A 20,405-nucleotide genomic window follows, 5' to 3' on the forward strand; every position below is an offset into this window, starting at 1 on the left:
CTCATGGAAACATTTTTAGGACTGGATTATCCCACTTGGTGGTTCCTGGTAGTCGGAGCGCTCTTTTCTGGCTATGCTATTTTAGATGGATTTGACTTTGGTGCAGGCGCATGGCATCTGTTTCTTCGCAAAGAAGAAAGCCGACGCATTGCACTCAATGCCATAGGCCCTGTATGGGACGGCAATGAGGTCTGGCTGGTAATCGGTGGTGGTGCTTTGTTCGCTGGTTTCCCCGTCATGTATGCCACCTTCTTTTCGGCGCTCTATGTTCCCTTTATGCTCTTTTTGGTCTTCATCATTTTCAGAGCCATAGCCATTGAATTTAGAAGCAAGGAGCCTGGCAAACGCTGGCGCCAAAGCTGGGACATCTGCTACAGCGTATCGAGTATCATGCTGGGCTTTTTACTAGGCGTAGTTCTGGGCAACATACTCTTGGGGATCGAAATTGGCCCCAACTACCTCTATCAGGGAGATGGCTTCTTCGAATTCCTCAATCCTTACGCCATCATGACGGGTTTTACTTCCCTTTCGCTTTTCATGATGCATGGTGCGATTTACCTGTTGCTAAAGACCGAAGGCAGACTTTTCGTTAAGCTCACCTTCCTCCTCAAGAAAGGCATGATCTTCTTCATCGTCTCTTTTGGCATCACTTCACTCTACACCCTGCTGTACGTGACGCACCTATCCGACGATTTTCGCTCCAATCCTGCCCTATTCATTATTCCATTACTTACCTTCCTGGCCATTGCCAATGTACCTAGACTGGCCAGTAAGAAGAAGTATTTGATGGCTTTTGTTTTTTCATCATTGACCATCAGCCTACTGCTAGTCCTGGTAGCGATAGAGATGTATCCCAACATGCTACTTTCGACAATCGATCCTCAGTACAACCTGGACATCTACGAAGCAGCCGCCTCTAACAAGTCTATGAAAATCATGATGATCATCGTAGCTATAGGTGCCCCTTTGGTTTTGGGCTACACCACCTTCGTCTACATGACATTCAAGGGCAAAGTAGAGATGGACGAAAACAGCTATTAATTACTAAAGCCTAAATAATCTCATCATATCATAACCTTGATGCTCATGCCACGTTATATATATCGCGCACGATTTAATTGTAAACGAAACAAATATGACAGCTCAATTGATAACAACCAATAAGCTTCAAAAAGTACTGAGAATTGTACTCGGCCTATTCATGGTCATGGCGGCTATCGGCCACTTCACTTTTCAGCGAGAAGAGTTTCAGGCACAGGTACCTAACTGGGTCCCCATGAGCAAGGACATGGTCGTACTCTTATCAGGAGTAGCCGAGATCAGTCTAGGCTTGGCTATGATCTTCTGGAAAAAACAACGCGTCTATGTCGGTCTGGCATTGGCACTATTTTATGTACTAATCTTTCCCGGCAACATCGCCCAATACATGAACGGAACAGATGCCTTTGGTCTGGACACCGACCGGGCACGATTGATTCGACTGTTCTTCCAGCCGGTGCTGGTTCTGTGGGCACTTTGGTCTACAGGAGCATTAAAATATTTGAAACTTAAAATCAATAAACAATCATGAACACCCCATTTTACGAATTAGAGGCAACCAATCTGCAGGGACAGAAAGTCAACATGAGTGACTATGAAGGCAAGGCGGTTTTGGTAGTCAATACTGCTAGCCAATGCGGCTTGACGCCACAGTTCGAAGGATTAGAAAACCTGTATCAAAAATACAAGGATGATGGCCTGGTGATCCTAGGTTTTCCTTGCAATCAATTTGGTAATCAGGAACCCGGAGGCAAGGAATCCATCGAGCAAGGCTGTCGCATCAACTATCGAGTGACTTTCCCTATGATGGAAAAGATAGAGGTAAATGGAGATGGGGCTCACCCTGTATTCCGCTATCTCAAAAAGGAATTAGGAGGAGTATTGGGGAGTAGAATCAAATGGAACTTCACCAAATTCCTAATCGACCCACAAGGTAAGCCAGTCAAGCGTTTCGCTCCCACTACCAAGCCAGAAAAAATAGACAAGTACATCAAAGAAACCCTGAGTCATGAATAAGAATCCGGAGACACTCTGGCTCGAAAACCAGATCTGCTTTCCTATTTATGCTGCCTCTCGGATGGTGACCAAACTCTATACGCCACTATTGAGCCAGCTGGATATTACCTACCCGCAATACCTCGTGCTACTCGTCCTTTGGAAACAAGACCAAAGGACAGTATCCGAGATCAGCCAGCAGATCCATCTGGAGTCCAACACCCTCACCCCCATCCTCAAACGGATGCAGGCGAAAGGGCTTTTGGAGCGTAAAAGATCAGAAAAAGACGAACGCAGTGTAGTGATCTCCCTGACCAAAAAGGGGAAAGCACTACAAAAAGAAGCACTTTGCATTCCTGAAAAAATCGTAGAGCAATTTGGGTCTGAGCAGGTCAAAACGGAAGAAATCCATCAACTCAAAGACACCTTAACTAAGCTGACTGAGCTGCTTGGGAATAAATTAGAAGCCGTTTAATTATTATATTCAGCGCAGGTTAAATACCCCAGATTAGCACCCAAATTCTCCCTGGTTCATGTAGCTACTACTGCACAGTATCTGTAGTAGTAGCTACATGAACTCTGTAGTTATAACTCCACACATCAATACCTTGTAACTACACGAACCATGTAGTACTGGCTCCACAAACCATACATCTTCTAATCACCACACCAAAAGAACTCGTCCCTTATTCACATTCTTTTCTTATTGCTTCATTTCGACTAACTTTCTCCTCTTCAAAACTAAGCTGACTTTTACTAGCAGCTTCCCTCAGTACCAGCTGAGATTAACCCAAAATCCAACAAAATGAGAACATTATTATCCCTTTGCCTTGTAATATCCATATGCGCAAGCTGCACGACCGAAACGCAAAAGCCAGCGCTGGAAATGTCCACTGACAACCCATTCAATGTAGCACTCAACGAACCCATTGCCTATGCTGATGTGTCAGCAGATGATGTAGAAGAATATGTGGCTGTTTCCATGGATCAAGCCATTCGAGGAATCGAAAACATCAAATCAGCCGATCCGCTGAGCTTTGAAAACACCTTTGCCGCTTTTGATAAAATTTCTACTTTGCTCGGCAAAACCTCCAGCATTGCACATATGATGTTTTGGGTTTCGACTGATTCATTGACCCGAGCCAAAGGGTCCGCAGGAGATCTAAAAATAGATTCATTGAGAACCGAAATATACTCGGACAAAGAGCTTTTCAATCAATTCCAATCCTTTGCAGAATCTGAAGAAGGAAAAGCCATCGAGGGACCGAGATTTAGGCTAATGGATCAAGTAATAAATAGATTCGAACAATCTGGAGTCAAACTGAATGATCAGGAGCTGGCACGATACAAAACGCTATCGGCTGAAATCAGCGAACTCACTACTCAATATTCCACCCACATGAATAGTGCGGATGAGGTGATTATCCTGAAAGAAAATCAAATCGCTGGTCTGCCCGAAATGTTCATCGAAAAATTCAGAACAGACAGTGGCAACTATGTCGTCCCTGTCAACAATGCCAACACGAGCAGCATCATGGGCAATGCAGATCTGAGCGAGGTAAGGAAAGCTTATGCGATCAAAAAAGCAAATATAGCGGCTGACAAGAATCTGGTGATTCTTGACTCCTTGATTAGCAAAAGGCACCAGCTGGCGCAGCTCATGGGAGCCGAATCCTATGCGACTTATAGTTTGAAACCTAAAATGGCCAAAACGCCAGAAAACGTGTGGACATTCATCAATGATCTGGCAGATGAAACCAAGGCCAAAGCAGTACAAGACCTGGAGGTACTGAAAACCTACAGAAACTCTAAACAAAATACCCCCGGGGATGACAGCCCTATTCAGCCATGGGACCTGTCCTACTATCACAATCAATTGCTGAAATCGGAATACAAAGTGGATCACGAAAAAATGCGTGAATACTTTTCACTTGATCCAAGCTTGAAGGGCATGTTAGAACTCTATCAGGAACTACTCGGTCTCGAATTCAGGAAAGTGGAGAATGCCTCTGTCTGGCACGAGGATGTGAGTATATACGAGGTATTTGAAAACGACAGCCTGAAAGGCCAATTCTATTTGGATCTATTCCCCAGACCCAACAAGGAGACGTGGTTTTACTGCGTACCTCTGATATCAGGCAACCAAACTCCTGAAGGCTATGAGGTACCTGTGGCCATGCTACTAGGCAATTTCACCAAACCTACTGACAAGCTTCCTTCATTGCTCACTTTCAGCGAGATGAACACCTTGTACCACGAATTTGGTCATATAGTCAATAGCATGGCTTATGAAGGAGAATATGGGTCGCTGGATAATCCTAAAGCAGATTTCGTAGAGTCTATGTCTCAGATATTCGAAAACTGGATAGAGGACTATGACATTTTGAGTTCATTTGCGCGCCACTACGAAACAGGTGAAGTATTTCCAAAAAAGCTATTCGATAATAAACAAAGAGCCAAAAACCTATCCTCCGGGTTAAGCGCACAGCGTAGCATCCGATACTGCAAATACGACATGAATCTATATGATCGTTTCGATCCCAATTCACCCATGGACACCGATCAATTGTGGAAGGATATAGATGAGGAAATGGGCGTGATGGATCGTCATATTGAAGGCACCCATCCACAAGCCAGCTGGATCCATATCAACACCCACCCAGTATATATGTATGGCTATCTATGGTCAGAGGTATATGCACAGGACATGTTCACAGAGTTTGAGAAAAACGGTCTTCGGGATACTGAAACTGGAATCCGATACAGGAAACTGATTCTCGCCAATGGCAATCAAAGGGATATCGAAGAGGCAGTAGAAGAATTCCTCGGTAGACCATCCAACAATCAGGCTTATATCAAAAGCCTGGGGTTGGAATAAAGCGCTACTTCTTGATATGTAATGAATTGATGAAGGTTTAATCGGAGTTTCGGTTAGACCTTCATTTTTATTCTAACTTATTAGGTTTTGCCGAAGACTTGTAAAGGACGATAACCTGTGCAATGATGGCAATGACAATCAGGAATATGATTTCCATCTGAGTAAATAGTTCAATCGTATCCATGGTCTTTTGGCTCATAGACATTTGCCTTTTGCCTTCACTCAATTGTATTTTGGAGAGTTCATGGAGGTTGTCATGCAGGAGATAAATCTGATCTAATAATTGTTCGCGATTCTCAAATCCAGAATCGATGAACTGTTTTTCCAGCTCCAATTCCTCTTTTACATTCTCCCTGAAATCCTCAAACATCTCAAACTCATCAATGGTGAGTTCAGTTTTCTCAAATTTTGCAATTAGCTCTTTGATCTCATCATTCACACCCAATCGCTGTTGTTGATAAAAAAGAGAATCCGACTTTAACAAAGCGATTTGTTTCTCTTGAATCAAATAAGACAATTCAAAAATCAAGCCCTTGGCTACCAATCGATCTTTGTAAATGGTCTCAATCGAGTATTTCAACTTATCAAAGTTGCCCTTATCCACAAGGTTGGTGGCAAGTACAATAGCAAAAATCAACAGAATACTAAAAACCCATTTGAACTTACTAAATAGACTCATATACAATTGTATTTATCATGATCTGACTCAAACTAAAATACATGAAAATCCCCACACCTCTATATTATTAAAGCAGAGACTCGATAAATACGACATAAAAAAAATCAGATGAGGCTAGTCCAAATAAAGCTTCTCCGTGGCCTGCTTCAATTCAGCCTTGGGCAAGAAAGGATCCCCGATGGTCAGGATTGCATGTAGGTTGTTACGTAACTTATCCAATCGAATTTCTCCAGGCTTCAAAGAAGTCTGGAGCAGATGAAGTGCCATATCAGCCATCAGTAAGCGCTGCTTCTCCAACCACCCATCATCACCTGCACCAGCAGGATGATTCAGATAAGCGCTTTCTACTTGGCTATGAATATCCCAGCTATTATCTATTATTTCTTGTTTTTCCTTATCGTTCATTTTTCAATTTCTTTAGGGGCTAGTTCATTTTGGCTTTTGCAGAGCCTAGAGTCTCTCGATAGAGTTGAGGAGACACCTCTGCCTTCTTCTTAAAGAAACGGCTGAAGTAATATTCATCATCATAGCCCAATTCGTAGGCAATCTCCTTCACTGTCTTGTCGGTTAAGTATAGCTCTCTTTTAGCCTCAATAACAATGCGCTCTGCAATCATATCACTTAAGGTCTTATTGAAGTGTGTCTTTGTCAATTTGGCCAGAGCCTTTGGACTCATCGCGAGCATATCCGCATACTCACCAGCCGAATGCTTGGTTTTGTAATGCTCGTTGATATAATCTTTCAGTTTCTGGAGGACAAATGGCTGCTCCCCTTCTACCTCCGACATCTCCTCATCTGATTGCTCTGTCTTTAGGCGCGAGGCAGTTATCAAAAAAATCTTCAGATAAGACACCAGCAACTCATACTGAGCCAATGCCTGGTTTTGCACTTCCTCCTTCATCTGCCCAATTATCATCTGTAGATTCCCCTTAGCCGATTCATCGATCTGCACCATGGGCGGACTGTAGATGTTGTTGAACAAGACTCCATCACATGCTACCTCCTTTTGATGTTTGTGAATACAAAAAAAGTCTGGATGAAAGTGGATCACCAAAGCCTTAATGCCACCCTCTGCATCCAACATGAATGGCTGATAGGGCGACAATGAAAACAAGGTGTCTTTCTCAATCGAATAAGAAGCAAAATCTACTTTCGCAGTTCCACTACCCTCCTGAATCCAAATCAGCGAAAAATAATTCAGGCGCTGAAGATGATCAAAAGGATTGTTTCCTTCGATGGAATAAATTTTGAAAGCTAAATGTCCCGTTTGGGGATTTACCAAGGTTTGGTTCGGCTCAGACGTCATCTCTTATTATTTCAATTTTCTTTCATGTTCCTCTATTGGCAGGTCATTGATACTCGCATAGCGCTTTCTCATCAGTCCATTCTCATCGAACTCCCACATTTCATTACCATATGCCCTGAACCATTGTCCTTCGGTATCATGGTATTCATATTCGAAGGTCACCGCTATTCGGTTTTCTCTAAAACCCCATAGCTCCTTTTTCAATTGGTACGAACGCTCTTTTCCCCATTTGGATGTCAAAAAATCAATTATTTCTTCTCTACCCTGAATAAAGTCTGTTCGATTGCGCCACTCAGAATCCAAGGTATAAGCCATAGAGACTTTTTGGGGATTCTTACTATTCCATGCGTCTTCTGCCATTTGAACCTTTTGTCGAGCCGTCTCTATTGTAAAAGGGGGCAGAGGAAATCTCTTCTCTATTTGTTCCATTTGATGAATTTTTTATCTAGAAATAGATGAAAGGAGAGTCCCTATGTCGCCTCTCCTTTCGCTGTTGATTAAAGTGCTGGCGCCAATGGAAAGTCCACAAAAACCTGACTCAGGTTATGCAGATAATTCATCGCTACCTTGTCACTGATTTGCAAAATGAGATCGATCAGATTCTCTTTGGTGTAACCCTGACCAAAGAACTCTTCCAGATGCTCATCTTGGATTCGCCCCTTGTTCTCAGTGATATCAACAGTCAATTTCACAAGTGCATCCAGCTTCGCATCATCGCTTTTGCCTCTGCGGATGTCCAAAATTTGCCCATCACTAAATCCATTCATCTTACCAATAACCGAATGTGCACTCTGACAATACACACATCCATTTACCTGGCTTACTGTCAGATTGATCACCTCTTTCTCTTTGTTAGTCAAAGAGGTCTTGGCATTCTGATAATTGAGGTATCGCTCCAACCCATGGTCTGAGTGTGCAATAGTCGCATATAGATTGGGAACAAAACCCAGGGCCTTTTTCAGGTTATCGAAGATGGCCTGGTTCTTTTCGGATACCTCTTCTCTGGTCGGTACATTAATGATTGTATTGTTTACTGTGTCCATTTTACTTTTGTTTTTGGTACTTGTCATTATTGACAATACAAAAGTGCATCGCTGGCACAGCCTTTAAAATGGATATTTCCCACCAATGGATGGACGATTTTTCCCACAGGCTTTTGATATGAATAGCAAAAAATGATATTCGGTTTACTTCAATTTAGTAAATCATAACCCTCACTTAATCCGTAATAATATACATTAGTCAACTAGACATATTTAAATATCAAACATGCAAGAACAAATCGACCTGTTGAAAAGTACTCGAAATAATATCTTAAAAGAATTAGAAGATTGTAGCGAGCAACAACTATTTCAAATCCCCGAAGGCTTCAACAACCATATCATCTGGAATGCAGCACATGTTGTAGTTACTCCACATTTACTCATCTATGGACGCAGCGGTCTACCTCTTAGATTAGAAACCAACTATATCGAAAGCTTCAGAAAAGGGTCACAACCCAGCAAAGAAGTTTCAACAGAACTGATCCACTGGGTAAAAGACCACTTAATAAATTTCCCTGAAGAGTTATCCGAAGATTTTAAGAAAGGAGTCTTCAACAATTTCGACTCCTATGAAACCAGCTATAGGTTTGCACTCAACAGTGTAGAAGATGCCATCGCGTTCAACAACGTGCATGAAGCCATGCACTATGGACAAATCAAGATGCTAAAGCGACTGGTTAAGGCATAAAAAAAGGAGCTCAAGAGCTCCTTTTCTATTTTATCATTAGTTCAGTCTTATTCCCCGTAGGTTACCGACTTTACTCTTTCGTCAATCATTAACAATGATTTTGGATCCTCTCCTAACATTTCGAAGTATTCCAAAATTCTTCTTATCACGAACTCTTCTTCTACCTGCTCTTTCACATACCACTGCATGAAGTTCTCAGTAGCAAAATCATTCGCCTTTCTGCAATCAGCTACGATCTGATTGATCGATTCTGTTACATTGATTTCACTTTCCAAGGCAATTTCAAATACTTCTTTCAAAGAAGAAAAATCACTTTGAACTTCAGAAATAGTAGGTGAAGTAGCAATGCCACCCATGTCGCTGATGTAGTGAAACAACTTCAACATGTGTTCTCTTTCTTCATTGCTTTGCTCATAGAAGAAGCTGGCACAGTTGTCAAATGAATTTTGATCACACCATGCTGCCATGGCCAAGTAAGCCGCAGATGACTGAGCTTCCAGTTTCACCTGAGCATTCAATTTTTTCATGATGCTGTCCTGAACGACAACCCTTTGTCTTAATAAATCCTTCATCTTTCTATGGTTTTGAGTGCATGTACTATAACAAATGAAACTATTTTCATCCAAATAGGTTCCATTTGAGTCATATTTAGAACTAGTCTAATTTGCCTTATGCCAGTTTCAAAGTCGGCTCATAGGCTTCTTTGGCTCTTTGAGTCAGCTTAAACTTTGCAATATTTTGATGCAATTCGGTCGCCATCTGATTGAGTTGCTCTGTAGTTTCGATGTAGCTATTCATCCCATTGGACAATTCGGTAGCCGAACTATTGACTTGCTCAGTACCTGCAGCAGTCTCCTGAGAGATCACCACGATCGATTCTACATCTTCTACCGCACGATTCATTCGCTGCAACTGAGTAGTAAAATCCTTTTGAATCTCTTCGGACATTTCCAGCGAAGCAGTAGAACTCTCTGAAATCTGATGGAAGGCGGCTTCAGCCTTTTTAGTTGAATTCACGCCATTCTGCACACTTTTGTCCATTTCTACTATCACTTTAGAGGCATGATCTGTATCCCTTCGTACATCGTTGACCAGGGTTTCGATTTCCTGAGCTGACTTTCGAGAGCCTTCTGCCAACTTTCTTATTTCTTCGGCCACCACAGCAAAGCCTCTACCAGCATCCCCAGCCTGTGCGGCCTCTATAGCTGCATTCAATGCCAGCAGGTTGGTCTGAGAAGAAATATCAGTAATGATACCAAGCACCCGGGATATCTCAGTAGATCGCTCCTCCAGTACCTGTATCGATTGGTTCGTCTCCTTAGAGTAGTTGGCTATGCGCTCCATGTCCTGAACCACCTCATTCGCCACTTTTTTACCATCTTCGCTGAGGTCATTTCCAGCTCTGACCGACTCCATGACAGTAGTAGTCTTTCCTTGCAAGCCATTAGAAGTAGTTCTGGCTTGATCCAAGAGGTCAGAAAGACTTTCAATTCTATCCAATTGCTTAGACGTACCGCTATTCATTTCAGTAATCGCCCCTACGATCTCGTTGATAGAACCTTTCATCTCTTTACCCGATCTCATCATATGACCTGCCTGAAATTTGAGCATCTGGATTTCTTCAAACACCTGAGACAACAACTCATTCAATTTGTCCAACCCATCATTCAACTTGTCCGAAAACTCTTTGATATCCCCTTCCGCTCCTTCGTCGTAGCGCAAGGTCAAATCTCCCTCGGCCATTTTTCGTGCGATAGCCCCCACTCTGACAATAGGAATAGATACCGATTGCAATAGAGAGTTGATCGATTCGGCCATCATCAGCCAGTTGCCTCGTTTACCATGGATACTCATTTTAGCATTCAGGTCCCCTTCCATACCAGCTTTCACCACCACTTCTTTGGTTTCATTGATCAGACCATGAATGGCCCCTGTCAAATCCTGCGACACCTGAGCCAAAATCTGACTGGCACTTTTGGTTTCATTCTCCTCATCATCAGTTTGCGTGATCTCTGCCGCGATTTTATTCACCTGACGTGACATCAAGTCAATTTCTCCTAATTGCTTATTTGCACTGATACTTGCAGTAATTCTCTGCACACTTTCCTGTCTCAGACTGTTGGACATCCACATACTTACCACGATACCCAACACTGCCAATATCATGTGATAGACAAATGCAATTACAGATACATGACCATTTTCGAATAAATAATTGAGATACTCTTCATGTCCATTGAGATACAAAAAGAATACACTGAAATGGTGTATGGATACAATCAAGCCTAGAGGCAAATACAACCGCCAATCTCTGAAAAAGATCAACAACATAGGTAATATGAAAAACCAAAAATGCATCTCCAAAAGACCATGCATTTGAGCAGTGTATTGTAGCATATAAAACGCCATGATTCCACTGATCACCATTCTATAAAGTATCGTACCTCCATAAAAAAATCGGGTCACAAAAAACAGTAAAAGACTTAATCCCCCTAAGCCTAAACCTAAGGTCCAGGTATCATAGTGAAAGGAAAGTATCACTCCAAATAGAAAAAGTGATACGATCATGTAAACACTTAGCGATTCTGCCTTGTTGTTAATTGCTTCAAACTCCTCTTCTAATTCTTCTCTCATTTTCTAGGTTATTTATATGTGCTGCATTTTTAATTGATGGCGCATTGATAGCCATTTATTCTTGGGAATAGTGGTGGGGGATTATTCTTGCACTGAAATTCCAATGCAATTAAAGGGGCAGATTGGTCAATATTGTCGCTTCCACAGAAGCTCATGCCCTGGGTGTAGTTTCCTTGAAAGTAGCGTCTTCCGTCTGTATCTAGTATCAAGGCATTTGGGAATGCATTCACACCCAAAAGCTGAGAAAACTCAGCATTAGGATCATATATGATCCGAGCAGATAGGTCATGAGACAATTCTTGTAGGAGTCGTTGACTTTGTATTGTGTTTTTATCTTCATCCAATAGAATCAGAAAAAAATCAACTTTACCTTGAAAGGGCTCAAACACCCCTTGAAGATGCTTTAGATTAACTTTTGAAAACTTGCAGTTGGGATCGTAAAAATGAAAATAGGCTGGTCGATTCAACTCAATCTCCCATTGAGATAACATTTCTGGGGCGACCCATTCAGAAGCATTAACTTCTTTATTGGGCATGAGATATTGAAAATCCTCTATCCAAAAAATATAGAGTATACCTCCAAGTAAAATGTTCATTACGCCCAATTGCAGCAGGTGCTTTAGGCTTTTTCTTTTTCTCATTGTATTTCTGCTATTCTTCAATCAAACAAATCAAACTGTTTGACCGTGTTGGTAGAGATATACGAGGCGTGGGGACCGACTGGATTTAAATAACGTGGATTTTATATCAAAGTTGCTCGACGAATCCGATGATGTACGATACTATTGAGCTCTAGCATCACAAGTGCACCCTGAATAAGATCTTTCATTTCAATAATTTCATTCAGATTTAGCAGCAAAAAGTGTTCTTTGTTGCAAAGTGGTAGGATCTCCAGATCATGAGCATCAAAATCCGACAACAGCATTTCCTCAACATTAAACGCATCCAATTTGGTCTTAAAAGCAATAAATGAGCATACATTCATCTTGTAAGACCTTTCATGAAAGGTTAAATAATAGCAATTCTCGCTATCAGATTGAGAGATTTTCCCGTTGACTGTTTGATGTATTAGATGCATACGGGAGCAAATCTAGTTTTTATTTAGATTGGTTACAAATAAAAAAATACAAAAACTTGGCTTTATTTGTATTGAAAATACCAGATATCTTAGCACAATGCGCTATTCAAAATCCATCCTGTTCATAATACTTTGGGTTCTTTCAATTGATTCCGCTCTTTCACAGACTGTGACCTATTTAGGAAATGAAGGAATGCTGATTGAATATCAAGGTAAAAAAATCATCATTGATGGTCTATTTGACGACATCTCAGGACGCTTTGATTCTCCCGACTATGATGTGATGGATGATATCATCGCTGGTAGAGGTGAATATAAAAATGTAGAGCTTGCCTTGATCACCCATGCACACCCTGATCACTTTGATGCTCCAAGTTTCGCAAGGTTCATGTTCAATAATAAAAAGGCTAAAATGGTGGCTACTTTGCAAGCTATCGACAGCATGAAATTGAATACAGATTTGTATGATTCGATTGCAAACCGTATTGCCGTCACTCGCTGGACTAAGGGTTGGCAAATCAACGACACAGAAGATATTGGAATAAAAAGCGCCTATACGCTTCATGCGGGCAAAGCTTTTACCAAAGTTCAGAACCAGATGTTTTTGATCACCATTGGAGACAAAAAGATCCTACATGTGGCTGACACGCAAATGGACGTGGATTATTTTGATGATCTAAGACTCATTTATGAAGACATAGATTTGGCGATCGTTCCTTTTTGGTTTTTAACCAATTTGTTTGGAGCAGAAATCGTTGACAAACATATAGAAGCCAAAAAAGTAGCAGGCATGCATTTGCCCAATAAGGACAACGAAAAAACACTGGAAAAAATCAACAGCTTCTTCCCTAAAGCCACCGTATTCAGCGAACCAGGACAGAAGATTTCGTTTTAATCTACCACTATTGGAAAGTCTTGCCCCTGAGAGTAAGTAACAGGAAATTGAGGTTTTCCTTTGAATTTGATAGAATAACTGGGCACCTGATCATCTAGATAAGACTTCAATTCATAGATAGTCACTTTCCCATCTTTTGGAGCACCGTCTGCTCCTCCATTTAGCGCTTCCAACAGCACATAAGTAAACAAACCATGTCCAAGTTCTTTAAATTCTGAGGCAAATTGTTCGCTACCGGAAGCCGCTAAAATATGAACACCTGTACTCCTGGATAGCTGAGCCAAGGCTTTTTCTTCCTGCGCTCCTCTAGAGGCCAAAAGTTGCGTCGAACTACCCGACTGACAAGCATCTATGACGACCATTTGCTTCAAAGCTGGAATCTTGGCCAATTTCTGCTGCACCTCTCCTGCATATATTGCATTGGCCTTCAATTTCTTGGCATCATACAATCTGACATTCTCAGTTGGAATAAAATAGAAATCCCCTTCGACCGTACTGCCATGACCGGCATAGTACACAATTAATACATCCTCGGACTTAGCTTTCGCGGCAACCTCATCCAGTACTTTCAGAATGTTTTCTTTTGAAGCATCCTCATCATACAGAGGATAGAAGGCTATTTCATCGTAGAGATCCTTTCCTTTTTTCTTTATCAATTCTCCAAAGCCTTCAGCATCATCTTTTGCATAATTAAGATTTAGAATGGGATTTTTATAGGTATTGATCCCTATAGCCACGACATGACAAGTAATACTGGACGCAGTACCTTCATAGGTAATCTCACGAGTCATAATATCAGATTCTATTCGTGCCTCGCTAAAGGCCGACACTGCTATCTCATTCCTCCCAGGCACTAATGTCAATGGCACATGTTTATAAATCGCCTTTTTATTCTTGTACTCTTCAGGCAAGGATCGATCCTGCCCCAGTACGCGTTTTCCATTGTGCAAAAGTCTCAACTCATCGATTCCACCTCCACGATTGGTCAATTTTACCACTACATCTATTTCAGCCTTATCTGTCTTTTCTCCTCCCGTGGGTGACACAATCTCTACAGACGGTGGAGGAAAATCCAATAACTTTTGCTTCAGATCTGAATCAAAGTGAATATCAGCCCCTAACTCCAAAGACTTCTTCATGATATCAGGCCGATAAAACTCCTCGAAAAACTGATCTAGGGAATAACTCTTGAGTCCCTTGACGAAGAAAATATTTTCTCGAGCGGCCTCAGTGGCATCAAAGTAGCCTCTTGCGGACTTTGTCAACCAGTCTCTACTGCCCAAAAAGACATGCGACACTATCTCCATCCCGCTTTCCATGTCCCAATATCGAGTCGTACCGTCCAGACTGCTACTCACCAAAACTCGATCGTCATTGATGAATTGCACGCCCGTCACCGCACCAGTATGCCCTTCCAATTGCTTTAGTTCCTTACCCGTATTCAAGTCCCACACACGCACGACCTTATCCAATCCTCCTGAAGCCATATATAGTCCATGCGTATCATAGCACACATCATACACTGCACCAGTATGCCCCTTGAATTTCATAGATTGAAAACCCGTCTTCAGTTCCCATTTTTTGATCATCCCATCAAGACTAGAGCTGATAATTTCTTCTCCGCGAATTTCCAGATCAGTGATCACATCTGTATGACCGATGTAACTTATGAAGGGTTCGCCTGAATCTAATTCTATCAATTGCAACTTCTTGTCCAAAGTACCAATCAGCAAATACTGATCATGATAAGCGAAGGCCATCGTGTAAGGTGAGTTATTAGGGAATCGATATTGATTCAGAATTTCGCCCGTTCCGGTATCCCATAGTATCGCTGAGCCATCCCAGCTACCAGACGCCAATGAATGACCATCTTCACTCAAAGCAAGATTGAAGACAAGGTCTCTGTGACCTTCAAATCGCCTCAGCTCCTCTCCCGTCTGCACATCCCATAGGCGAATCACTCTATCTCCTCCAGCCGTGTATACAAATCTGGAGTCTTTCGTGAACACATAATCGACCACCATCTTGTCATGTCCTTTCAGCTCCAGTTTCACTCTTCCAGAATTAGTATCCCATAGATAGGCTTCACTGTTGTGGTGTCCTCTCACTACTGTTTTTCCATCAGGACTCAATTTGACCCTATTTCGGATGGATAAATATTTATTGAAATTAGAATGCCAATAAGAATTGCGTCCGAAAGACAAGCCCCGATCGTTCTCCCGGTTGAGATAACCACTCAGCTCTGTGATCAACTGTCCCGAATACACATCCCACAATCGTGCTACGCGATCATTCCCAAATGTCATCAGCACACTATCATTGGGGCTCAATTTGATTCCAGTCAACCCTTCCTTGTTTTCTGCAAACACCCTTAATTCTTCTCCAGATTGCCTCCATTGAGTCACTCGTTTTTCATCCTCTGCAAAAACAAAAGGACCACCAACAGCCACTTTTTCATAATCATTGTCAGCCTCTCCAAACTCTCGATTAACTTCTTTTGTATCCCAATTCCAGAGAGTAACCGGCCCACTCCTGGCTACAGAAGCCATCAGTTTTCCATCCATATCAAATCGCAAGGGACAGCCCCCACAACTACTTGCTCTGATGTTTCGCAATGTATCGAGAGGCGTATCTTCATTTGATCCATAGACGATCAACTTCCCATCATCATTTCCTGTGAGAATGGCTCCTGAAGAATCAAACCCCACCTCTACACCATATTGGGTTTTATTTACTTTGAATTTTCTAAGGGTTTCCTTCTTCTGCCAATCAAGCAACTCTACTTCATATTTCCCTCCACCGATCAACAATTGATCACCCGAGGGACTAAATGCAATGGAGCTGACCCATTGGCTCCAGGAATGCTCAACTAGTTTTGATCCTGACATGAGATCCCAAACAATGACCTGCTTATCATCTCCCGCACTAACCAACACATTCTCCTTTGGATGAAAATCAACCGCATTGACGGGTGCATTGTGTCCATATAAAGTTCTAAGCTGCCGTCCGGATCGAGCTTCCCAGATTATGACCGTATGATCTTTGCTCGCAGTGGCCACATATTTTCCACTCTGACTAAACACTGCTTCCAATATTGGAGCCTCATGTCCGCGCTGGACAACTGTTCTTAACTCTAAATCTTGAGCAAAGGAAGAGTAGCCTATCAAAAATAGGAACCCCAATATAAAAGCATGTTTCATCATTTTTCTATCCGATTAAGCCACAGAGGCGGTACAATAAGCGAGCGCCAACATTGGCATTCCACTCCCGATCATTGGCCAGGGGAGCCACTTCACATAGATCAAAGCCAATAATCTCTCGTCCTGACTCCTTAACTGCAGTCAATAAATAAATCGCTTGATCAAAATTGAGTCCTCCAGGTACGGGCGTTCCGGTTCCTGGACACAAAAAAGGCTGTAGGCCATCAATATCAAAACTGATGTATACTTGCTGAGGTAATTGACCAATTATCGCCTGAACAATCGACTTCCAACTTTCTCCAGCAAAAAGTTGGTTTTTCACTTCTTCATCGTAAAAAACAGAAACCCTGCCTCCTTGCTCATTGACATAATCAAGTTCTTCGTCGCAATAATCGCGAATACCAACCTGCACCAACTTACTTACTTGTGGATTCTTCAAGGCATTGTACATGATTGAGGCATGCGAATGAGTAAATCCCTCATAAGCCTCACGCAAGTCCATATGTGCATCTATCTGCAAGATTCCAAAATCTGCATACTGAGTAGATAAAGCATCAATAAATCCCAATGGACAACTATGATCCCCTCCCAATAGCCCGACTTTCTTACCTTCCTTGATATAATCCAAAGTCTCTTCAAAAATCCTCAATCTTAGTGATTCGGTTGCCTTATTGGCTTTTTCAAGTAGCTCATCAGCTCCTTCAAACTCCTTACCTCCTTCTAGAGAATCTATATATGGCTTAATCTGAGATCTTAACAAATCACTCTTGGCTTTGGTCTTGCCATTGAGGGTGCTCATCCATATACCTCTTTTCCAGGGAGACTCCTGATTAGGCAATTCCAGATCCAACTGTGCAGAGGCTTCCAAAATAGCCGTTGGGCCAAAAGCTGTCCCACTATTATATGAAACAGTCGCCTCCCATGTAACAGGGTATATCACTACTTCCGCATCCTCACGAGTATGCGGCAAACCAAACAAGCTTCCCTTTTGCCCAGGGGCACTTGGGTTGTAATCCGCTATTTCTTTTGACATTTAATCTATTTCTTTCGGTGTAGTATAATGTACCAATTCTACATTATTCTGAGAAAATTCGGCCCAATCCCCTTCATATTTGAGGTGAACAATGCCTGCTGGAGAAACATTTCCAATTATTTCTCCCGTCAGATATTCGGACAAATAACTCACCGCAGGATTGTGCGCCACGATGATCACTTTGTCCATACTATTGGGCAGTTCATTGATGGCCTTTAGGAGTATTCGAGTAGAGGCCTCATATAGGTCCTCATTGATCTGAATTTTCTTAGGATCAAAATCTATCTGTTCTACCAAAAAACCACTCGTCTGACGCGTACGCATAGCTGGACTCGCAATAATGGCTTGCGGTTGGACCGATGAATTTTTGAAGTATCTACCCACCTTAGAAGCCATGATTTCTCCATCAGGAGTCAGGGGTCTTTCTATGTCTTTGATATCAAAATTATCAGCGTCCGCTTCCGCATGTCTGATCAAAAAAAGGTCCTTCGCCATATCGTTAACAGATGTCTTAAGGGGGGTAATTTATTGAGAAATCTATTTTTTGTATTTGCTTAAATCAATTTTTTTTGATGAACTTTGGCGCTTTCACGTCAAACCATTTTCGGCAAATGAACCTAGTTATAGTAGAGTCACCTGCGAAGGCAAAAACGATTGAGGGATATTTAGGAAAGGATTATAAGGTTACTTCTAGCTACGGTCATGTTAGAGATCTACAGAAAGGCAACAATGCCATAGATGTAGAAAACGGCTTTATACCAACCTACGAAGTATCCAAAGACAAGAAAGATGTCATCAGGGAACTCAAAAAACTAAGTAAGTCTGCCGATACGATCTACCTCGCGAGTGATGATGACCGTGAAGGAGAAGCGATTTCGTGGCACTTAAAAGAGGCCCTCAAGCTAAAAGACGACAATACCAAAAGGATAGTTTTCAGGGAAATCACTAAAAACGCAATCACTCAGGCCATTCAAAACCCAAGAGGAATTGACATTGATTTAGTTCACGCACAGCAGGCAAGACGTGTATTGGATAGACTGGTTGGATTTGAACTCTCTCCTATCTTATGGAAGAAAATCAAAACAGGGCTCTCAGCAGGTAGAGTACAGTCTGTAGCCGTTCGACTCGTTGTAGAGAGAGAAAGAGAAATCGACAAATTCGAAGCAGTCTCCTCTTTCAAAGTAACTGCTCAGTTTGATTTGGGTGAAGGAAAGACCCTGGTCGCTGAATTACCGAGCAAATTCAAAACTGAAGAGGAAGCTCAACAGTTCGTTCAAGACTGTGTAGCTGCTGAATATAAGATTGAAAACCTGGAGAAAAAACCAGGAAAAAAATCACCAGCGCCCCCATTTACTACTTCTACCCTTCAGCAAGAGGCCAGTAGAAAACTAGGATTCTCAGTAGCAAGAACCATGAGTGTGGCCCAAAAGCTATATGAAAGTGGTAAGATCTCCTATATGAGAACAGACTCACTGAATCTGTCTGAAGAGGCCATGACTGCCGCTAAAGAAGAAATTAAGTCGAGCTATGGAGATAGCTATTCCAACCCAAGAAAATATAAGACCAAAAGTTCATCAGCTCAAGAGGCTCACGAAGCAATTCGTCCCACCAATTTTGCCCTGCAAACAGCAGGTTCGGATGAGAGTGAACGCAGACTATACGAACTGATTTGGAAAAGGGCCATCGCGTCACAAATGTCCGATGCTCAAATCGAAAAAACAGTTGCCACCATTTCCGTTTCGACAAGACCAGAATCTCTAAAAGCATCCGGTGAAGTCATTAAATTCGAAGGTTTCCTTAAAGTATATGTGGAATCCAACGACGATGACAATGGGGAGACAGAACAAAAATCTACTATGCTTCCTCCACTTTCTATCGGCCAGGAGCTGGAGCTACTAGAATTGAAAGCCAAAGAAGGATTCACTCGCCACCCAGCTAGATATACGGAAGCCAGCCTAGTTAAGAAACTAGAAGAAATGGGTATTGGTAGACCCTCTACCTATGCACCTACAATTTCTACAATTCAGAAAAGAAACTATGTAGTAAAAGAGGCCAGAGATGGTCACGAAAGAAAATACAAGGAGATAATCCTGAAAGGTGGAAAAGTAGAAAATACAGAAAACACGGAAATCACCGGAGCGGAAAAGAACAAGCTGTTCCCTACTAATACCGCGATGGTTGTGAATGACTTTCTGGTTGACCACTTCCCTAATGTGATTGACTACTCCTTTACAGCTAAAGTAGAAAAAGAGTTTGACGAGATCTCGCATGGTACCAAGACCTGGAATGGGATGATCGAGTCTTTCTATGGTGACTTCCACAAAAAGGTAGAAACCACCGAAAAGATCGAACGCTCAGAGGTAGGTAGTACCAGAGAACTGGGTAATGACCCGAAAACAGGACTTCCTATCTATGCCAGATTAGGACGATTCGGCGCTATGGTACAGATGGGAGACGTCAGTGACGAAGAGGGAGCAGAAAAGCCAAAATATGCCAGCCTTAAGAAAGGCCAATTCCTAGAAAGTATCACACTGGAAGATGCATTGGAATTGTTCAAACTGCCCCGTCAGGTAGGCGAATTTGAAGATAAAGTGATGACTGCTGCCATAGGTAGATTTGGTCCATACATTAGACATGATGGCAAATTCGTGTCGATTCCAAAAGAAATGGATCCGCTTCAAATCACTGCAGAAGAATCAATAGACCTAATTTTAGCCAAGAGAAAGGCAGATGCAGAAAAATTCATCAAGGCCTTTGATGAAAACCCTGATGTTCAGGTTCTTAATGGACGATGGGGTCCATATATCAAGTTTGGAAAGAAAAATGTCAAAATTCCTAAGGATGTAGATCCAAAGGAATTGACATATGAAGATTGTGTGGAATTGGAGAAAAAAGCCCCAGAAAAGAAAAAAGGGGCAAGGAAGAAAAAATAATCTT

The 20,405-nt window shown here is 42.0% G+C and carries 20 protein-coding genes; 8 read left to right on the forward strand and 12 right to left on the reverse strand.

What is annotated here, in order from left to right; all coding sequences use genetic code 11:
• Positions 1 to 3 precede the first annotated feature (3 nt).
• The 5 genes from cydB (at position 4) to N7U62_RS08760 (ending at position 4,912) form a co-directional block, all read left to right on the forward strand.
• Positions 4 to 1,041 (forward strand): cytochrome d ubiquinol oxidase subunit II, encoded by a 1,038-nt coding sequence (gene cydB / locus N7U62_RS08740; protein WP_264137582.1) that lies wholly within the window; start codon positions 4 to 6, stop codon positions 1,039 to 1,041.
• A 94-nt stretch (positions 1,042 to 1,135) separates the two neighbouring features.
• Positions 1,136 to 1,570 (forward strand): DoxX family protein, encoded by a 435-nt coding sequence (locus N7U62_RS08745; RefSeq protein ID WP_264137583.1) that lies wholly within the window; start codon positions 1,136 to 1,138, stop codon positions 1,568 to 1,570.
• Positions 1,567 to 2,055: a glutathione peroxidase gene (locus N7U62_RS08750; RefSeq protein ID WP_264137584.1), complete on the forward strand. Its 489-nt coding sequence runs from the start codon at positions 1,567 to 1,569 to the stop codon at positions 2,053 to 2,055. Before N7U62_RS08745 ends, N7U62_RS08750 begins: the two co-directional genes overlap by 4 nt.
• A complete protein-coding gene (locus tag N7U62_RS08755) occupies positions 2,048 to 2,509 on the forward strand; it encodes a MarR family winged helix-turn-helix transcriptional regulator (RefSeq protein WP_264137585.1) in 462 nt (153 codons plus the stop codon). Before N7U62_RS08750 ends, N7U62_RS08755 begins: the two co-directional genes overlap by 8 nt.
• A 330-nt stretch (positions 2,510 to 2,839) precedes the next feature.
• The gene (locus tag N7U62_RS08760; RefSeq protein ID WP_264137586.1) at positions 2,840 to 4,912 is read left to right on the forward strand and encodes a M3 family metallopeptidase; all 2,073 of its coding nucleotides are present in this window, start codon (positions 2,840 to 2,842) and stop codon (positions 4,910 to 4,912) included.
• Positions 4,913 to 4,979: 67 nt separating this feature from the next.
• Here the strand turns inward: N7U62_RS08760 and N7U62_RS08765 are convergent, their stop codons facing one another.
• The 5 genes from N7U62_RS08765 to N7U62_RS08785 all read right to left on the reverse strand — a co-directional run bounded on the left by N7U62_RS08765 (position 4,980) and on the right by N7U62_RS08785 (position 7,940).
• Positions 4,980 to 5,591 carry an MCP four helix bundle domain-containing protein gene (locus N7U62_RS08765; RefSeq protein WP_264137587.1) on the reverse strand — a complete coding sequence of 204 codons (612 nt, stop codon included), beginning with the start codon at positions 5,589 to 5,591 and terminating at the stop codon, positions 4,980 to 4,982.
• Positions 5,592 to 5,705: 114 nt separating this feature from the next.
• A complete protein-coding gene (locus N7U62_RS08770) occupies positions 5,706 to 5,996 on the reverse strand; it encodes a hypothetical protein (RefSeq protein WP_264137588.1) in 291 nt (96 codons plus the stop codon).
• A 19-nt stretch (positions 5,997 to 6,015) separates the two neighbouring features.
• Complete coding sequence (locus N7U62_RS08775) at positions 6,016 to 6,897, reverse strand: helix-turn-helix domain-containing protein (protein WP_264137589.1); 882 nt, start codon at positions 6,895 to 6,897, stop codon at positions 6,016 to 6,018.
• A 6-nt stretch (positions 6,898 to 6,903) separates the two neighbouring features.
• A complete protein-coding gene (locus tag N7U62_RS08780) occupies positions 6,904 to 7,326 on the reverse strand; it encodes a nuclear transport factor 2 family protein (protein WP_264137590.1) in 423 nt (140 codons plus the stop codon).
• Between the two features lie 68 nt (positions 7,327 to 7,394).
• Positions 7,395 to 7,940, reverse strand: coding sequence for a carboxymuconolactone decarboxylase family protein (locus N7U62_RS08785; RefSeq protein ID WP_264137591.1), 546 nt, complete (start codon positions 7,938 to 7,940; stop codon positions 7,395 to 7,397).
• 226 nt (positions 7,941 to 8,166) lie between these two features.
• On the opposite strand from N7U62_RS08785, the gene N7U62_RS08790 reads away from it, so the two are divergent.
• Entirely contained in the window at positions 8,167 to 8,628 is a 462-nt protein-coding gene (locus tag N7U62_RS08790; RefSeq protein ID WP_264137592.1) for a DinB family protein, read from the forward strand.
• A 47-nt stretch (positions 8,629 to 8,675) separates the two neighbouring features.
• Here the strand turns inward: N7U62_RS08790 and N7U62_RS08795 are convergent, their stop codons facing one another.
• From N7U62_RS08795 to N7U62_RS08810, 4 genes are all read right to left on the reverse strand, one after another.
• Positions 8,676 to 9,200: a ferritin gene (locus N7U62_RS08795; RefSeq protein WP_264137593.1), complete on the reverse strand. Its 525-nt coding sequence runs from the start codon at positions 9,198 to 9,200 to the stop codon at positions 8,676 to 8,678.
• Positions 9,201 to 9,297: 97 nt separating this feature from the next.
• A complete protein-coding gene (locus tag N7U62_RS08800) occupies positions 9,298 to 11,262 on the reverse strand; it encodes a methyl-accepting chemotaxis protein (RefSeq protein WP_264137594.1) in 1,965 nt (654 codons plus the stop codon).
• Positions 11,263 to 11,291: 29 nt separating this feature from the next.
• Positions 11,292 to 11,903, reverse strand: a complete 612-nt coding sequence (locus N7U62_RS08805) for a peroxiredoxin family protein (RefSeq protein ID WP_264137595.1) — start codon at positions 11,901 to 11,903, stop codon at positions 11,292 to 11,294.
• A 101-nt stretch (positions 11,904 to 12,004) separates the two neighbouring features.
• Positions 12,005 to 12,247, reverse strand: a complete 243-nt coding sequence (locus tag N7U62_RS08810; RefSeq protein WP_264137596.1) for a hypothetical protein — start codon at positions 12,245 to 12,247, stop codon at positions 12,005 to 12,007.
• A gap of 190 nt (positions 12,248 to 12,437) precedes the next feature.
• On the opposite strand from N7U62_RS08810, the gene N7U62_RS08815 reads away from it, so the two are divergent.
• Positions 12,438 to 13,235 (forward strand): MBL fold metallo-hydrolase, encoded by a 798-nt coding sequence (locus tag N7U62_RS08815; protein WP_264137597.1) that lies wholly within the window; start codon positions 12,438 to 12,440, stop codon positions 13,233 to 13,235.
• Here N7U62_RS08815 and N7U62_RS08820 read toward each other — a convergent pair.
• The 3 genes from N7U62_RS08820 to N7U62_RS08830 are packed head-to-tail and all read right to left on the reverse strand — an operon-like array spanning position 13,232 to position 17,963.
• A complete protein-coding gene (locus N7U62_RS08820) occupies positions 13,232 to 16,438 on the reverse strand; it encodes a caspase family protein (protein WP_264137598.1) in 3,207 nt (1,068 codons plus the stop codon). The two genes, N7U62_RS08815 and N7U62_RS08820, sit on opposite strands and share 4 nt — an antisense overlap.
• 4 nt (positions 16,439 to 16,442) lie before the next feature.
• Positions 16,443 to 17,468, reverse strand: coding sequence for an agmatinase family protein (locus N7U62_RS08825; protein WP_264137599.1), 1,026 nt, complete (start codon positions 17,466 to 17,468; stop codon positions 16,443 to 16,445).
• Positions 17,469 to 17,963, reverse strand: a complete 495-nt coding sequence (locus tag N7U62_RS08830; RefSeq protein WP_264137600.1) for a SixA phosphatase family protein — start codon at positions 17,961 to 17,963, stop codon at positions 17,469 to 17,471.
• A gap of 116 nt (positions 17,964 to 18,079) precedes the next feature.
• Between N7U62_RS08830 and topA the strand changes: the two genes are divergently transcribed.
• Positions 18,080 to 20,401 carry a type I DNA topoisomerase gene (gene topA / locus N7U62_RS08835; RefSeq protein WP_264137601.1) on the forward strand — a complete coding sequence of 774 codons (2,322 nt, stop codon included), beginning with the start codon at positions 18,080 to 18,082 and terminating at the stop codon, positions 20,399 to 20,401.
• The last annotated feature ends 4 nt before the right edge of the window (positions 20,402 to 20,405 follow it).

This window comes from Reichenbachiella ulvae (assembly GCF_025833875.1).
Taxonomy (GTDB): Bacteria; Bacteroidota; Bacteroidia; order Cytophagales; family Cyclobacteriaceae; genus Reichenbachiella; species Reichenbachiella ulvae.

Excerpts from the sequence above, each read along its gene's own strand:
- topA (WP_264137601.1), top strand. The coding sequence starts at position 18,080 with ATGAACCTAGTTATAGTAGAGTCACCTGCGAAGGCAAAAACGATTGAG.
- N7U62_RS08800 (WP_264137594.1), bottom strand. The coding sequence starts at position 11,262 with ATGAGAGAAGAATTAGAAGAGGAGTTTGAAGCAATTAACAACAAGGCA.
- cydB (WP_264137582.1), top strand. The coding sequence starts at position 4 with ATGGAAACATTTTTAGGACTGGATTATCCCACTTGGTGGTTCCTGGTA.
- N7U62_RS08785 (WP_264137591.1), bottom strand. The coding sequence starts at position 7,940 with ATGGACACAGTAAACAATACAATCATTAATGTACCGACCAGAGAAGAG.
- N7U62_RS08805 (WP_264137595.1), bottom strand. The coding sequence starts at position 11,903 with ATGAGAAAAAGAAAAAGCCTAAAGCACCTGCTGCAATTGGGCGTAATG.
- N7U62_RS08820 (WP_264137598.1), bottom strand. The coding sequence starts at position 16,438 with ATGATGAAACATGCTTTTATATTGGGGTTCCTATTTTTGATAGGCTAC.
- N7U62_RS08765 (WP_264137587.1), bottom strand. The coding sequence starts at position 5,591 with ATGAGTCTATTTAGTAAGTTCAAATGGGTTTTTAGTATTCTGTTGATT.
- N7U62_RS08795 (WP_264137593.1), bottom strand. The coding sequence starts at position 9,200 with ATGAAGGATTTATTAAGACAAAGGGTTGTCGTTCAGGACAGCATCATG.
- N7U62_RS08780 (WP_264137590.1), bottom strand. The coding sequence starts at position 7,326 with ATGGAACAAATAGAGAAGAGATTTCCTCTGCCCCCTTTTACAATAGAG.
- N7U62_RS08810 (WP_264137596.1), bottom strand. The coding sequence starts at position 12,247 with ATGAATGTATGCTCATTTATTGCTTTTAAGACCAAATTGGATGCGTTT.
- N7U62_RS08830 (WP_264137600.1), bottom strand. The coding sequence starts at position 17,963 with ATGGCGAAGGACCTTTTTTTGATCAGACATGCGGAAGCGGACGCTGAT.
- N7U62_RS08760 (WP_264137586.1), top strand. The coding sequence starts at position 2,840 with ATGAGAACATTATTATCCCTTTGCCTTGTAATATCCATATGCGCAAGC.
- N7U62_RS08745 (WP_264137583.1), top strand. The coding sequence starts at position 1,136 with ATGACAGCTCAATTGATAACAACCAATAAGCTTCAAAAAGTACTGAGA.
- N7U62_RS08775 (WP_264137589.1), bottom strand. The coding sequence starts at position 6,897 with ATGACGTCTGAGCCGAACCAAACCTTGGTAAATCCCCAAACGGGACAT.
- N7U62_RS08825 (WP_264137599.1), bottom strand. The coding sequence starts at position 17,468 with ATGTCAAAAGAAATAGCGGATTACAACCCAAGTGCCCCTGGGCAAAAG.
- N7U62_RS08815 (WP_264137597.1), top strand. The coding sequence starts at position 12,438 with ATGCGCTATTCAAAATCCATCCTGTTCATAATACTTTGGGTTCTTTCA.
- N7U62_RS08770 (WP_264137588.1), bottom strand. The coding sequence starts at position 5,996 with ATGAACGATAAGGAAAAACAAGAAATAATAGATAATAGCTGGGATATT.
- N7U62_RS08755 (WP_264137585.1), top strand. The coding sequence starts at position 2,048 with ATGAATAAGAATCCGGAGACACTCTGGCTCGAAAACCAGATCTGCTTT.
- N7U62_RS08790 (WP_264137592.1), top strand. The coding sequence starts at position 8,167 with ATGCAAGAACAAATCGACCTGTTGAAAAGTACTCGAAATAATATCTTA.
- N7U62_RS08750 (WP_264137584.1), top strand. The coding sequence starts at position 1,567 with ATGAACACCCCATTTTACGAATTAGAGGCAACCAATCTGCAGGGACAG.